This is a genomic window from Mycobacterium sp. IS-2888 (assembly GCF_001954215.1).
Classification (GTDB): domain Bacteria; phylum Actinomycetota; class Actinomycetes; order Mycobacteriales; family Mycobacteriaceae; genus Mycobacterium.
On record NZ_MBET01000123.1, the window covers coordinates 25533 to 40002 of the forward strand.

Genomic DNA, 14470 nt, shown 5'->3' on the forward strand with positions numbered 1-14470 from the left:
TGCGTGGCAATGCGGCAGCCCATCCAGACCCTTCGCATACGATGGGGCCTTCAATTCGCTATCTCGATCCCGATACCCCGAGGGCAGCACGGTGAGCCACGACTGGACCGATAACCGCAAAAACCTGATGCTCTTCTCCGGCCGCGCGCATCCGGAGTTGGCCGAGCAGGTAGCCAAAGAGCTCGACGTCCATGTCACCGCACAGACCGCGCGGGAGTTCGCCAACGGTGAGATCTTCGTGCGCTTCCACGAATCGGTGCGTGGCTGCGACGCGTTCGTCCTGCAATCCCATCCGGCACCGGTCAACGACTGGCTGATGGAACAGCTGATCATGATCGACGCGCTCAAGCGCGGCAGCGCCAAACGGATCACCGCCGTCATGCCGTTCTATCCCTACGCTCGCCAGGACAAGAAGCATCGGGGCCGCGAACCCATTTCGGCGCGGCTGGTCGCCGACCTGCTCAAGACGGCGGGCGCCGACCGGATCGTGACCGTCGACCTGCACACCGACCAGATCCAGGGTTTCTTCGACGGGCCCGTCGACCACATGCGCGGGCAGAACCTGCTGACCGGCTACATCCGGGACAACTACCCGGACAGCAACATGGTCGTGGTCTCCCCCGACTCCGGGCGGGTGCGCATCGCCGAGAAATGGGCCGACGCCCTGGGCGGCGTTCCGCTGGCCTTCATTCACAAGACCCGTGACCCGCGCGTGCCCAACCAGGTGGTGTCCAACCGCGTCGTCGGCGAGGTCGAAGGCCGCACCTGCGTCCTGATCGACGACATGATCGACACCGGTGGCACCATCGCCGGCGCGGTGCAGCTGTTGCGCGACGACGGTGCCAGTGACGTGATCATCGCCGCGACCCACGGTGTGCTGTCGGACCCGGCCGCCGAGCGGCTGGCGGCGTGCGGCGCGCGCGAGGTGATCGTGACGAACACCTTGCCGATCGGCGAGGAGAAGCGTTTTCCCCAGCTCACGGTTTTGTCGATCGCGCCGCTGCTGGCCAGCACCATCCGCGCCGTCTTCGAAAATGGCTCAGTCACAGGGTTATTCGACGGAGACGCCTAGATGGCTTCCGGTTCACAAGACGCGGTCATCTACCACAATCCCAAATGCAGCACCTCGCGCAAGACGCTGGATCTGCTGCGGGACAACGGCTTTGAGCCCACCATCGTCCAATACCTGAAAACGCCGCCGTCCCGGGACGAACTGGTTCGCATGATCCGCGACGCCGGCATCGATGTGCGCACCGCGGTGCGCAAGCGGGAACCGCTCTACACCGAACTGAACCTCGCCGACGCGAGCGACGACGAGCTGCTCGACGCCATGGCCGAGCATCCCATCCTGATCGAACGGCCGTTTGTCGTCACACCGAAGGGGACCCGGTTGGCCCGGCCGATCGACGCGGTCCGCGAGGTTCTGTGACCTCTCGCTGGACCGTCGGGGCCGCGCTAGTCGCGCTGACGCTGGCCGCCTGCGCCCCGAAACCGCCCGACTACTCGTCGGTGTTGGGAACGACGTCGACGACGGCCACCACCACCACGACGACCAGTAAGCCGGTCCCGTTGTCGAAGTATCTGCAAAGCATCGGTGTCACCGGGCAGCAGGTGGCGCCGAGCAGCCTCACCGATCTGACCGTGTCGATACCGACGCCGCCGGGTTGGTCGCCGTTCAACGACCCGAAGAAGATCACGCCCGAGACGGTGATGATCTCGAAGGGCGGCAAGTATCCGACGGCTCGGCTGGTGGTTTTCAAGCTGCGCGGGGATTTCGACCCGGCCGAGGTCATCAAGCACGGTAACGACGATGCCCAGCTGTTCCAGAACTTCCGGCAACTCGACGCCTCGACCGCGCCCTTCAACGGATTTCCCTCGTCGATGATCCAGGGCAGCTACGACCTCGAGGGCACGCGGCTGCATAGCTGGAACCGGATCGTCATCCCCACCGGATCGCCACCCGCCGGCCAGCGATACCTGGTTCAGCTGACCATCACCGACCTGGCCGGCGAGGCGGTGGCGCAGTCGACCGACATCGAGGCGATCATCCACGGATTCGTCGTCGCCGCAAAGTGATTGGCGGCTGTGGCCGCGGTGACGTCACCGAGATTGCCACGAGGGTCGTGGCCAGTGGCCGAATCACAGCCCTCACGGCAATCTCGGTGCGCGCGGTTCACTACTGTTGTCAGCCATGACCGACTGGACCGCCGCAGACCTCCCCTCGTTTGCCGGGCGCACCGTCATCATCACCGGGGCCAATAGCGGGCTGGGCGAGGTGACGGCGCGCGAGCTGGCCGCGAAAGGCGCCACGATCGTGATGGCCGTGCGGAACACCGAGAAAGGCGACGCCGCCGCGCAGCGGATGCGCGGCGAAGTCGAGGTGCAACAACTCGATCTGCAGGACCTGTCCTCGGTGCGGCGGTTCGCCGACGGGATCGACAAGGCCGATGTGCTGATCAATAACGCCGGCATCATGGCCGCGGGCTATGCGTTGACCGTCGACGGCTTCGAGGGCCAGATCGGCACCAATCATCTCGGCCATTTCGCGCTGACCAACCTGTTATTGCCCAAACTGAGCGACCGGGTTGTCACGGTGTCCTCGATGGCGCACTGGGCGGGGCGGATCAACTTCGACGACCTGCACTTCAAGACCCGGCGGTACTCGCCGTGGCTGGCCTACAGCCAGTCGAAGCTCGCCAACCTCTTGTTCACCAGCGAGCTGCAGCGACGACTCGAGGCCGCCGGTTCGCCGCTGCGCGCGGTCGCCGCGCATCCCGGATATTCGCACACCAACCTGCAGGGCGCGTCGGGCCGCAAGCTGGGCGACGCGCTGATGTCGGCCGCCACCCGGGTGTTTGCCACGAACGCCGACTTCGGCGCCCGGCAGACGCTCTACGCGGCGTCGCAGGACGTGCCGGGGAACGCGTTCATCGGTCCGCGGTTCGGCTACGTCGGCCGCAGCCAACCGGTCGGCCGCAGCCGTCGGGCGCGAGACGCGGCCGCCGCCGCCGCGCTCTGGGAGCTGTCCGAGCAGCTCACCGGCACCAAATTTCCGCTCTGAGGCCTGTTCGAGTGTGCGCTGAGGGCGTCGAGTGTGCGCTGACGGCGCCCTACCAGCACACTCATCGATTTCCGCCCTGAGGCGTCCATGCGATAACCTGACCGGGCGTCACGGCGAGGGTGGCTGGCCGTCTAACCAGCACCGTTATCGACGGGGACCGACAGATTGTCGCGATCCTGGCCGTGCCCAGAACCAGAGCACACAGGAGCGACACGATGGCCAAGTCGGCAGTCAATCAACTCACGGCGACGGTGCGAACCGAAACCGGCAAGGGCGCGTCCCGCCGAGCCCGGCGCGACGGCAAGATCCCGGCCGTCCTCTACGGTCACGGCACCGACCCGCAGCACCTCGAATTGCCCGGACACGACTTCGCGGCCGTCCTGCGGCATTCCGGCACCAACGCGGTGCTGACTCTCGACATCGCCGGTAAGGAACAGCTGGCGCTGACCAAAGCGCTGCACATCCACCCGATCCGCCGCACCATCCAGCACGCCGACCTGCTCGTCGTGCGTCGCGGCGAGAAGGTCGTCGTCGAGGTCCGAGTCGTCGTCGAGGGCGACGCCGTCCCCGGCACCCTGGTCACCCAGGACACCAGCACCATCGAGATCGAGGCCGACGCCCTGTCGATTCCCGAGCAGTTGACCGTGTCCGTCGAGGGCGCCGAACCCGGCACCCAGTTCACGGCCGGACAGATCTCCCTGCCCTCGGGCGTCAACCTGATTTCCGACCCGGAGATGCTGGTGGTCAACGTGGTGGTCGCGCCGACCGCCGAGGACCTCGAGGAAGAGGGCGCGGGCGAGGTCGCCGAGGGCGAAGAAGCGCCGGAAGCGCCGGCCGAAGAAGAAGAGGGCGGCGAAGCCGAGGCGCCCGCCGCCGAGTCCGAGTAGGCGGCTCGCGACATGGCCGAGCCGTTGTTGGTGGTCGGCCTGGGCAACCCCGGAGACAACTACGCCCGGACGCGGCACAACCTGGGGTTCATGGTCGCCGACCTGCTCGCCGCCCGGCTGGGCGCGAAATTCAAGGCGCACAAGCGTTCCGGCGCGGAGGTCCTCAGCGGCCGATTGGCCGGCCGCTCGATCCTGCTGGCCAAGCCGCGCTGCTATATGAACGAATCCGGCCGCCAGATCGGGCCGTTGGCGAAGTTCTACTCGGTGGCGCCGGCGGACATCATCGTCATCCACGACGACCTCGACCTCGAGTTCGGTCGCATCCGGCTCAAGATCGGCGGCGGCGAGGGCGGCCACAACGGTCTGCGCTCGGTGGCGGCGGCCTTGGGCACCAAGGACTTTCAGCGGGTACGCATCGGGATCGGCCGTCCGCCCGGACGCAAGGACCCGGCGGCTTTCGTGCTGGAGAACTTCACGGCGACCGAGCGTCCCGAAGTCCCGACGATTTGCGAGCAGGCGGCCGACGCCACCGAGTTGCTCATCGATCTGGGGCTGGAGCCCGCGCAAAACCGCATCCACGCCTGGTAGGCCCGTTCTGCGCCCACGTAGGTCATCGAGAGATGTCCTCGAGCGCCTGGTGCGCCGCGTTGTAGCCGGGTGTGAACGTAATACCCGGTCCCCCATGGCATCCCGCGCCGCCGAGGTACAACCCCTCGATCGGGATGGGAAGGTCCAGGAAGCCCTTGGGCCCGGGCCGGTTGGGCCCCATCAGGTCCGGATGCAGCAAGCCGTGGCAGAAGTCCCCGGAGGGCGCGGCGAACATCGTCTGCATGTGGTACGGCGCAAACGTGATGTGCCGTATCTGGATGTCGCGGAAGTTGGGCGCGTAGCGGGTGATCTTGTCGATGACCTTCTCCGCCATCACGTTCTTGAGCTGGCCATGCAGGTCGCGATTGGCTTCGACCGGGAAGGCGTAGGCGAACGCGCTCGCCGCGTGCTTGCCCGGGGGTGCCATGCCGGGGTCGTGCACCGACGGGATCTGCATGCCCATCGACGGGTTGTCGGGAATGATCCCCCTCTTGCACTCCTCCCATTGGCGTTGCTGTTCTTCGGGTGAGCCGAAGATGCCGATGGACGACTGCATGCCCGGTTCGTTGAGGAAGTCGTATGGCGGGGCGAATTCCGGCAAGCCGTCGAGCGCGAAGTGGATCTGGACGAACGACGCCCGGTGGTCGCGGCCGGTGAGGCGCGCGACCAGGTCGGCGGGCAGATGCTCGGCGCCAAGCAGGTCGATGAGGGTCAGATCGGGTGACAGGTTGGATACCACGACGGGCGCGGTGATCTGTGAGCCGTCCCGCAGACGCACGCCGGTCACCCGGCCGTTTTCGAGGAGAATCTTTTCGACCTTGGCGCGATACCTGACCTCGCCGCCGTGGGAGACGAACATCTCGTGCAGGTGCGTGCAGAGCGCGCCGATGCCGCCCTCGAGCTTGGTCATCATCGCCGTGGTCTCGTTCGGCACGGCGAGCGCGAATGCCAAACACGTTGCGCTGCCCGGGGTATACGGCCCGCGGTAGGTGGAGTTGATGGCGAGGAACGCGAGCATCCCGCGCAGCACCGCGTGCTTGTCCCTGTCGGGCAGGAAGCGGTTGATGGGGTCCATCGCCGTCCCGAACAACACCTCGTGGATGGCTCTGCGCTCGGATTCGTTTGCCGCGCAGGCATACATCTCGTCGAGGGTCTTGGGTGGGGTGCGCACCTCGAAACGGTCGAGCGCCTTTGCGGGCCCCTGGCTCCACCCGATCATCTCGGCCATGCCCGTGACGGCGTCGGCGCCGAGCTTCTCGGCGAGGTGCGTCATCAGCTGCATCGGGTCGCGATAGAAGATCATCGGTTCTTCGCCGTCGTCGCCGAGGTTGACCGACTGCACCTCGGCATCGATGGTCGGCAGGGTGTCCAGCCCGAGCTCCTTGACGATCTGCGGCGCGGTCGGAAACTGCACGGAACCCGCGATCTCGTAACGGAATCCGTCGATCAGCTCGACGGTGGCGGCCATGCCGCCGGTATAGGTGTTGGCCTCCAGGCACAGGGTGCGCAACCCGGCGCGCTGCAGGATCGCCGCCGCGGTCAATCCGTTGTGCCCGGCGCCGATGACGATCGCGTCATAGTCCGTCATCGCTCCTGCTCCTTCTCCCACTCGGTCTCCGAGGCCGTTCCGCGCGACAGGAGCCGCGGGCGCCCTCAATATATGTCAGTACTGACTTAATTGGAAGACGCCAACTGTGACGGAACGGTGTGGTGGGATGCGAGGTATGGGCGAGAAGGAGAACCTCCACAAGCTGCGCCACAGCAGGACCCATGATGCGCTGCGCCAGGTGGCCCTCAAGCGGTTCGCCAGCGAGGGATTCGGAAACGTCACGGTGCAGCAGCTCGCGCAGGAGGCCGGCGTCACCGAGCGCACCTTCTTTCGGCACTTTCCCACGAAGGAAGCCGTGCTGTTCCAGGACTACGACACCCAGGTGGAGTGGCTGGCCGAGGCGCTCGCGCACCGCCCCCGCTCCGAGTCAGTGTTCGAGGCGGTGCTGGCCAGCGTGGCCAGCTACCCGCACGACATCGAGCTGGTTCGGCAGGCGGCGCTCGCCCGCGCCGAATTGATCACCGGGGAGCAGATCGCCAGCCACCTGCGCGTCGTCCAGGCGTCGTTCGCCGCGGTTATCACCGACTTCGTCAAGCAGCGCTACCCCGATGTGGCGAACATCGATCTGGTCGCCAACGTCGCGGGCGCCACGCTCGCCGCGGCCATGGTGATCGGGGTGGAGACGTGGGGGCGGAACGGCTGTGTCGAGGATTTGGGGGTCATCTCCGCCACGTGCCTGGAGCTGGTGCGGTCGGGTCTGGCCCCGCTGTCGTGACGCGGGAGCCGTCGGCGCTAGCTGACGAGCGTGACCGAGGTGGACCGTCGCAGCTTGCCCGACGGCGTCTTCGGAATCGTCCCCGGGCCCAGCACCACCACATTGCGTGGCCGCACGTCGACCTCGCTGACGACCTCGTGGGCGACCTGGTGCTCGATGCGGCGCACCTCGGCCGGGTCTTGCCAGGCGTTGGATTCGACGGCGACGGCGAACGTCTCGCGCGAGTGACCCGCGTCGAGCCGCACCGCGACGGCGCAGCCGGGCCGCACCCCCTCGACGCGGCAGGCGGCCCGCTCGATGTCGGTCGGGTAGATGTTGCGGCCGGCCATGATGATGACGTCCTTGACGCGGCCGCACACGACGATGTGGCCCTCCTCGGTGAGGTAGCCGAGGTCACCGGTGTCGTACCAGCCGTGCTCGTCCTGCGCCGGGATGAAGCCGCCCATGGTGAGGTAGCCGGGCGTCAGCGATTCGCCGCGCAGCTCGATGACGCCGACGCCGCGCGGCGGCATCACCTCGCCGTTGTCGTCGATGATGCGGGCTTCGAGATCCTGCAGCAGCGGGCCCAGCGTGGCCAGCCTGCGAACGTTGCCCTTGCTGGCGGGCACCGCGCGGCGCAGCGCGGCCAGCAGATCGGCGTCGACCTCGTCGACAACCAGACCGGCGTTGCACTCCGAGAACGAGACCGCCAGGGTCGTCTCGGCCATGCCGTAGGCCGGCAGGATCGCCGAGGGCCGAAGCCCGAACGGCTTGCCGGCGTCCAGCAGGTCCTCGACGTCGGCGGGTTCGACGGGCTCGGCGCCGGACAGCGCGAAGCGCAGGGTCGACAGGTCGAAGTCGCCGGGTTTCGCGTTGCGCCGCAACCGCTTGGCCAGCAGCGCGTAGGCGAAGTTGGGCGCCGCCGTCATGGTGCCCTGGTACTTGTCGATCAGCTTTGCCCACAACAGGGTGTCGCGCAGGAAGTCCATCGGCGTGACCTTGACCAGCTCGGCACCGAAGAACATCGGAATGGTCAGGAAGCCGACCATGCCCATGTCGTGGAAGCAGGGCAGCCAGCTGACCATGACGTCCTTGTCGACGTCGTACTGCGCGCCGATGAACATCGCCTCGGCGTTGGAGTAGATGTTGCGGTGGGTGATCTGGACAGCTTTGGGTGAACCGGTGGACCCGGACGTCAACTGCATCAGCGCCAGATCGTCCTCGCCGACCTCGACGGGGTCGATCGGATCCGACGCCAGCAGGTCGGCGACGGTGAGGACCTTGATCCCCTTCTCCTCCAGCACGGGGATGGCCACCAGGAAGGGCTCGGAGACGATGACGGCTTTGGCCTCGATCATGCCGATCACGGTCATGGTGTCCTCGGCCCAGACGGCAAGGTCGGTGCGCGGCGTGGGCTGGTGCAGCATGGTGAGGCTGGCCCCGCGCATCCATAAGCCCTGCGCGGTCGGGGCGATCTCCACCGGGAAGCCGGCGAGCACACCGATGGCGTCGCCGAGGCCGATCCCCGCGGCGGCCAGGCCGCCCGCGATGCACCGGGCGCGCTCGTGGACCTCGCCCCAGGTGTGGCGGACGGGTTCGTGGGGTTCACCGGTGACCATGCCCGTCTTCGCGGTGCGGGCGTTGCGGTACATCTTCTCGGTAAACCGGCTCACAAAGGCCTCCTCGGTTCCGGCAGATTCCCCAACGCCCGGAATCTCATATTCCGCCTGCTGGGGGCTACTTTGCAGCAGGCGCGCGAGCACAGTTGGGCAGCGGTTAGGTCTCGAAACGGCGATGAGTCTGCAAACCCGGTAGGCCGTCCACCGCAGCGCCCGGCAGACGACGAAATCGAGTGGTCCTGCTTACCGCTACTCGTCACCGCGAGTCATCTTAAGCAACTCTTAAGGAAGCGCCAACTTCTAGCGGCCGCTGAGTCGGATTTCACACCCCGTTCAGACTTCGGTTGGCGCGGGCACGACGCGGGCGCCGGGCACCGGTCCGCTCGCGACCCGGACCGTGCGGCAAACGCCCGCCCCCGATAGCTGGGTGCCGATGTCGACGGCCTGAGACGCCGAGGTGCACAAGAAGGCGCACGTCGGGCCGGATCCGGACACGATGCCGGCGAGCGCACCGGCCTCCACACCGGCGTGCAGCGTCCGCCGTAGTCCCGGGTCCAGGCTCACCGCCGCCGCTTGCATTTCGTTGCCCAGTAGCGGCGCCAGCTGCTCCGGGTCGCCCGCGGCCAGGGCCGCCAGCACCGGCCCGGGCTCGGCCAGCCGTGACGGCTCGCCGCTCTCCCGGAGCCGGTCGAGTTCGCCGAACACCGCCGGGGTGAGCAGCCCGCTGTCCGCGAACGTCAGCACCCAGTGAAAGGTGTTCCGCGACAACACGGTCGCCAGCTCCTCGCCGCGGCCGGTGCCCAGCGCGGTGCCGCCATGCAGAGCGAACGGCACGTCGCTGCCCAGTTGCGCGGCGAGCATGCGCAGATCGCGGCGGGGCACGTTGAGCTCCCACAGCGCGTTGATGCCGACCAGCACGGCGGCCGCATCCGCGCTGCCACCCGCCATGCCGCCGGCCACCGGAATGGATTTGTCGATCATGATCGAGACGTCGGGTGCGCGGCCGACATGATCGGCCATCAGCTCGGCGGCCTGCCACGCGAGGTTGCGTTCATCGATGGGCAGCGTGTCGGCGCCCTCGCCGACGAGCTCGAGCGACAGCACGTCGGCGTTGCGCACGGTCACCTCGTCGAGCAAGGACACGGCTTGGAACACCGTCGTCAGCTCGTGATAGCCGTCCTCGCGGCGATCGCCGACGGCCAGGTAGAGGTTGACCTTTCCGGGCACCCGAACGGTGACCGACCCGGTGGGCACCCATTGCGTTGCGGTGCTGCCGTCAGACGCGGACACCGCAGCAGACTATCGCTGGAACGGGCGGCGTCCTACTCAGCTCGCGGACGCGTGCCCCGAAACGTGCCGCAGCGCGGTATCGGGGTTCGCCGGGGCGGCGCCGTCGCCCGGTGCACCGGAACGCCGCAGCAGCCGCACGAAGTCGTCGATGGACAGAGTCTCGCCGCGCCGGGCGGGATCGATGCTGGCGGCCAGCAGGCGATTCGCCGACTCGCTGCCCGAGCCCGCCCACTCGGCGAACGCGTTGCGAGATGTTTTGCGCCGCTGCGCAAACGCGATGTCGACCAGTTCGAATACCCGCCGCCGGAAAGCTTCGTCGGTTGGCCACGGCGACGTTGTGTGCCGGTCGATGCGAACCAGCCCGGAGTAGACCCGGGGAATGGGCCAGAAGACCGTCGGCGACACCGTGCCGCAGCGGCGGACATGGCCGAAGAAACGCACCTTGACGCTGGGCACGCCGTAGTCTTTGCCGCCCGGCTCGGCGGCGAGGCGTTCGGCGACCTCGGCCTGCACCATCACCGTCACGGTGCGGATCGAGGGAAACTCGGCAAGCAGGTGCAACAGCGCCGGGACCGCGACGTTGTAGGGCAGGTTGGCGACGACTGCCGTCGGTTCGGTGGTCACATCGTCACGGGCAAGGGTCAAGACGTCGCGATTGAGCACGGTCAGCCGTTGGATTTCGCTGTGCGAGTGCTCGGCCACGGTCTGGGGCAGCCGCGTGGCCAAGACCGGGTCGATTTCGACGGCGGTGACCGCGGCGCCGCGGTCGAGCAGCGCCAACGTGAGCGACCCGAGGCCGGGACCGACCTCCAAGACATGGTCGGAGCGGCTGACCCCCGAGGTCGAAACCACCCGGCGCACCGTGTTGGCGTCGTGAACGAAGTTCTGGCCGAGTGCCTTCCGTGGCCGAAATTCAAGTTCCTTGGCCAGCCGCCTGATCTCGGTGCGCCCGAGTAGCCGGATGGTCAGCGTGCACCAGCTCTTCCGCTGCACACCGGCCAGGCGCCCCACCCCTGGCGCTCGCGGGTCACCTCGGCGACGGCGATCTGCTCTTCCCGGGTCGCCAGGTCGGCGCGGGAGGCGAACCGTAGGCCGCCATTGCGCTCCCAGGTGCCCTGGTCGAATTGCACACCACCGTAATACCCGTTACCGGTGTTGATCGCCCAGTTTCCGCCGGCCTCGCAGCCCGCGATGGCGTCCCAGATGGATCCGTCGATCACCGGGGGCACATCGGTGCCGGGCTTGGTGCCGACGCGCACCACCGATTCCCGGGACGGGGTGATAACGACGTTCGCGACGGGGATCCGGCCGGTCTCGACACCGTTGACGGTGGCCACCGCGTACGTCACGTCCTGCGTGCCCGGGGCGCCCGGGTCCTCGACGACCTGTCGGCTGACGTTCATTTCGGGGTCCTCGACCCGGCGAGCGTTCGGCGGCAGCGGAACCCGCTCGGTGACCCGTTGGATCCGGTTGCGCGTCACCTGGATTTCCATGCCGTCGACGATCGGCGACGTCGCGCTCGGCGCCACCTGATCGCTTTCGGCCAGTGGTATGCCCGCGGCGCTCAGCAGTCCCGCGACGTTGGGCGCCGGCAGGTGCACCGTGCGGGTCGTGCCGCCGTCGTTGATCTTGACCGTCTTGGCGCTGACGACCGGCAGGGCCATCCCCGCCAGCGGAACCCGGCTGCCGCGGGAGGCCGCGGCGGGGGCGGTGTCGGTCATCGCGAGCTGAGCCAGCGCCTCGTCCACGGTGGACGCCGTGGTCCAAACCTGCTTGGCGTCATGGCCGTCCAGCGAGATCTGCAACGGCCGGCTGCGGCGCAGCACGATGTTGGCGCTGTCGTGTACCTGGACGTCACCGGCGGGGTAAAGGTCGTCGCGCTCGTCGACCGTGTAGCCGTTCTCCGCGACGATGTCGATCACCCGCGACTTCATGGTGGTCACCCGCATCGCGATGCCGTCGACGGTCAGCGTCACGGTCTTGGATGCGGAGACGGCAACGCCGCCGGCCAACGCCAGTACTAAGAGAAGGCCCGCGACGACGAGCCGCAACATGGGTGATGGGGATTGATGAAGTTTCGCTAATACACTCAACGCGCGCTAACCCCGACCTCAGCAACCACTTCTCGACCTACTCAGGACCTATTCAGCAGAAAACGACAAAGGGGCCTGCGGGCCCACCCGTTCGATCACAAGACGGTAACGAACCGGCCAATGTTCGGCAACTCCGGCGCGAGGCTGTAGCGCCAGTGTTACCCAAATCACCCGTCGCGCTAGGACAGTCCATAGACCCGGCGAGCATTGCCGGTGGTGATCGCCGCCAACTCCTCGGGCGGGCGACCGACCAGTTCAGCCAGCGCCCGCACAGTATAAGGAAGGCAGTACGGCTCGTTCGCCGCGCCCCGATACGGGTGCGGCGTCAAATACGGTGCATCGGTCTCCACCAAAAGCTGCTCCACGGGTATCAACGGCACGGCCTCCCGCAGGGCGCGCGCGTTACGAAAGCTCACCGTTCCCGACAGGCTGAGCGTCCAGCCCGCGTCGACGCAGCGGCGGGCCATCGCGGCGTCCGACGAAAAGCAGTGGAAGATCACGGCGTCCGGGGCACCCTCGGCGCGCAACACGTCGAGCACCTCGGTGTCGGCCTCCCGGTTGTGGATCATCAGCGGCTTCCCGCACCGCTTCGCCAGGTCGATATGCCACGCGAACGCCTCGCGCTGCGCGTCGGGCCGCGCGCAGCCGTCCAGGCGCCCGGGCCAATACAGGTCCATCCCGGTCTCGCCGACGGCCACCACCCGGGGGTGGGCTGTCAGTCGCTCGAGCTCGGCGCGGGCCGTTTCGTCGAGCGCGTCCGCGCGGGTCGGATGCAGCGCGACCGCGGCGTAGACGCGTGGATCCCACTCGGCGGCCCGCGTCACCCAGCGCGCCGAGTCGAGGTCGTCGGCGATGGTGACCACCGCGCCGACCCCGACGGCCGCGGCGCGCTCGACGATGGCCCGCACCCCGTCGGCGTCGCTCGCGCCGCACGCGTCGAGGTGGGTGTGGGCGTCGATCAACGGCGCCAGCGGCTCGGGCGCCGGCGGCGCTTCTCGTTTACCAGAGCGGTTGGAGCTCACCGCCACACAATAGGGTGAGTCTCGATGAGGCCGTACTACGTCACCACCGCGATCACGTACCCCAATGCCGCACCGCACCTGGGGCACGCCTACGAGTACGTCGCCACCGACGCCATCGCGCGGTTCAAGCGGCTCGACGGCTTCGATGTCCGCTTTCTCACCGGGACCGACGAGCACGGCCTCAAGGTCGCCCAGGCCGCGGCGGGCGAAGGACTGCCCACCGCCGAACTGGCGCGGCGCAACTCCGACGTGTTCCAGCGGTTACAGGAGAAGCTGAACATCTCCTTCGACAGGTTCATCCGCACCACCGACGCCGACCACCATGAGGCATCGAAGGAAATCTGGCGCCGGATGGCGGCGGCCGGCGACATCTACCTCGACACCTACTCGGGCTGGTACTCCGTGCGCGACGAGCGGTTCTTCGTCGAAGCGGAAACCGAACAGCTCGACGACGGCACCCGCATCGCCGTCGAGACCCGCGCCCCGCTGACGTGGACCGACGAGCAGACCTATTTCTTCCGGCTCTCCGTGTACGCCGACAAGCTGCTGGCCCACTACGAGGCGAACCCTGATTTCATCGCGCCCGAGGTGCGGCGCAACGAGGTCGTCAGCTTCGTCTCGGGTGGCCTGCGCGACCTGTCCATCTCGCGCACCTCGTTCGACTGGGGCGTGCCGGTGCCCGAACACCCCGATCACGTCATGTACGTCTGGGTCGACGCGCTGACCAACTACCTGACCGGAGCCGGCTACCCCGATACCGATTCCGAATTGTTCCGGCGCTACTGGCCGGCCGACCTGCACATGATCGGCAAGGACATCATCCGGTTTCACACCGTGTATTGGCCGGCGTTTCTGATGTCGGCCGGAATCGAGCTCCCCCGAAGGGTTTTCGCGCACGGGTTTTTGCTCAACCGCGGCGAGAAGATGAGCAAGTCGGTCGGCAACATCGTCGACCCGGTCGCGCTGATCGACACGTTCGGTGTGGATCAGGTGCGCTATTTCCTGTTGCGGGAAGTTCCTTTCGGCCAGGACGGCAGCTACAGCGAAGAGGCGATCGTCACCCGGATCAACGCCGACCTGGCCAACGAACTCGGCAACCTGGCGCAGCGGTCGTTGTCGATGGTGGCCAAGAACCTCGGCGGGGTGGTGCCCGAGCCCGGCGAATTCACCGCAGCCGACACCGAACTGCTGAACACGGCCGAGGGTTTGCTGGAGCGGGTGCGCGCGAGTTTCGACGCTCAGGCGATGCACCTGGCCCTCGAGGCGATCTGGCTGATGCTCGGCGAGGCGAATAGATATTTTTCGGCCCAGCAGCCGTGGGTGCTGGGCAAGAGCGAGTCCGGGGCCGATCAGGCGCGGTTCCGTACCGTCCTCTACACCACGTGCGAGGCCGTGCGCATCGCGGCGCTGCTGGTGCAGCCCGTCATGCCGGAGTCGGCCGCCAAGCTGCTGGACCTGCTCGGCCAGGACGAAGACCGGCGGGCGTTCAGCGCCATCGGCGCGCGGCTAGCCCCCGGCACGGTGCTGCCGGCGCCCGCGGGCGTGTTCCCCCGCTACCAGCCGCCCGTGTGACGGAAACACCGTCGGGCGAGGTAATAGAAAAAAGT

14 protein-coding genes are annotated in these 14470 nt (G+C 67.5%); 8 read left to right on the forward strand and 6 right to left on the reverse strand.

The genetic code is table 11. The features are described from left to right. The first annotated feature begins 91 nt into the window (after window positions 1-91). From A5745_RS23755 to pth, 6 genes are all read left to right on the forward strand, one after another. Window positions 92-1072, forward strand: coding sequence for a ribose-phosphate diphosphokinase (locus A5745_RS23755; RefSeq protein WP_076060142.1), 981 nt, complete (start codon window positions 92-94; stop codon window positions 1070-1072). Beyond that, window positions 1073-1429, forward strand: a complete 357-nt coding sequence (arsC, locus tag A5745_RS23760) for an arsenate reductase (glutaredoxin) (protein ID WP_076060140.1) — start codon at window positions 1073-1075, stop codon at window positions 1427-1429. It begins immediately after the preceding gene. Further along, window positions 1426-2076, forward strand: a complete 651-nt coding sequence (locus A5745_RS23765) for an LpqN/LpqT family lipoprotein (RefSeq protein ID WP_076060139.1) — start codon at window positions 1426-1428, stop codon at window positions 2074-2076. Before arsC ends, A5745_RS23765 begins: the two co-directional genes overlap by 4 nt. Window positions 2077-2191: 115 nt before the next feature. Then, window positions 2192-3061: an oxidoreductase gene (locus A5745_RS23770; RefSeq protein WP_076119390.1), complete on the forward strand. Its 870-nt coding sequence runs from the start codon at window positions 2192-2194 to the stop codon at window positions 3059-3061. A gap of 215 nt (window positions 3062-3276) precedes the next feature. Beyond that, window positions 3277-3948 carry a 50S ribosomal protein L25/general stress protein Ctc gene (locus A5745_RS23775; protein WP_076060135.1) on the forward strand — a complete coding sequence of 224 codons (672 nt, stop codon included), beginning with the start codon at window positions 3277-3279 and terminating at the stop codon, window positions 3946-3948. Window positions 3949-3960: 12 nt separating this feature from the next. Then, a complete protein-coding gene (gene pth / locus A5745_RS23780; RefSeq protein ID WP_076060134.1) occupies window positions 3961-4536 on the forward strand; it encodes an aminoacyl-tRNA hydrolase in 576 nt (191 codons plus the stop codon). Window positions 4537-4558: 22 nt separating this feature from the next. Here the strand turns inward: pth and A5745_RS23785 are convergent, their stop codons facing one another. Next, complete coding sequence (locus A5745_RS23785) at window positions 4559-6124, reverse strand: NAD(P)/FAD-dependent oxidoreductase (protein WP_076119392.1); 1566 nt, start codon at window positions 6122-6124, stop codon at window positions 4559-4561. A 136-nt stretch (window positions 6125-6260) separates the two neighbouring features. Between A5745_RS23785 and A5745_RS23790 the strand changes: the two genes are divergently transcribed. Next, window positions 6261-6860, forward strand: a complete 600-nt coding sequence (locus A5745_RS23790; RefSeq protein WP_076119393.1) for a TetR/AcrR family transcriptional regulator — start codon at window positions 6261-6263, stop codon at window positions 6858-6860. 17 nt (window positions 6861-6877) lie between these two features. Here A5745_RS23790 and A5745_RS23795 read toward each other — a convergent pair whose 3' ends face one another. The 5 genes from A5745_RS23795 to A5745_RS23815 form a co-directional block, all read right to left on the reverse strand. Next, on the reverse strand, window positions 6878-8512 hold the full coding sequence (locus A5745_RS23795; protein ID WP_076060179.1) for a fatty acyl-AMP ligase: 1635 nt from the start codon (window positions 8510-8512) through the stop codon (window positions 6878-6880). A gap of 279 nt (window positions 8513-8791) precedes the next feature. Further along, window positions 8792-9748, reverse strand: a complete 957-nt coding sequence (locus tag A5745_RS23800) for a 4-(cytidine 5'-diphospho)-2-C-methyl-D-erythritol kinase (RefSeq protein WP_076119395.1) — start codon at window positions 9746-9748, stop codon at window positions 8792-8794. A gap of 36 nt (window positions 9749-9784) precedes the next feature. Continuing rightward, window positions 9785-10750, reverse strand: coding sequence for a 16S rRNA (adenine(1518)-N(6)/adenine(1519)-N(6))-dimethyltransferase RsmA (gene rsmA / locus A5745_RS23805; protein ID WP_076119420.1), 966 nt, complete (start codon window positions 10748-10750; stop codon window positions 9785-9787). Continuing rightward, the gene (locus A5745_RS23810) at window positions 10714-11841 is read right to left on the reverse strand and encodes a resuscitation-promoting factor (RefSeq protein ID WP_205866297.1); all 1128 of its coding nucleotides are present in this window, start codon (window positions 11839-11841) and stop codon (window positions 10714-10716) included. The genes rsmA and A5745_RS23810 overlap by 37 nt, the downstream gene beginning before the upstream one ends. 179 nt (window positions 11842-12020) lie before the next feature. Continuing rightward, a complete protein-coding gene (locus A5745_RS23815; RefSeq protein WP_076119397.1) occupies window positions 12021-12869 on the reverse strand; it encodes a TatD family hydrolase in 849 nt (282 codons plus the stop codon). 18 nt (window positions 12870-12887) lie between these two features. Between A5745_RS23815 and metG the strand changes: the two genes are divergently transcribed. Next, window positions 12888-14435 carry a methionine--tRNA ligase gene (gene metG / locus A5745_RS23820; protein WP_076119399.1) on the forward strand — a complete coding sequence of 516 codons (1548 nt, stop codon included), beginning with the start codon at window positions 12888-12890 and terminating at the stop codon, window positions 14433-14435. Window positions 14436-14470: the final 35 nt, after the last annotated feature.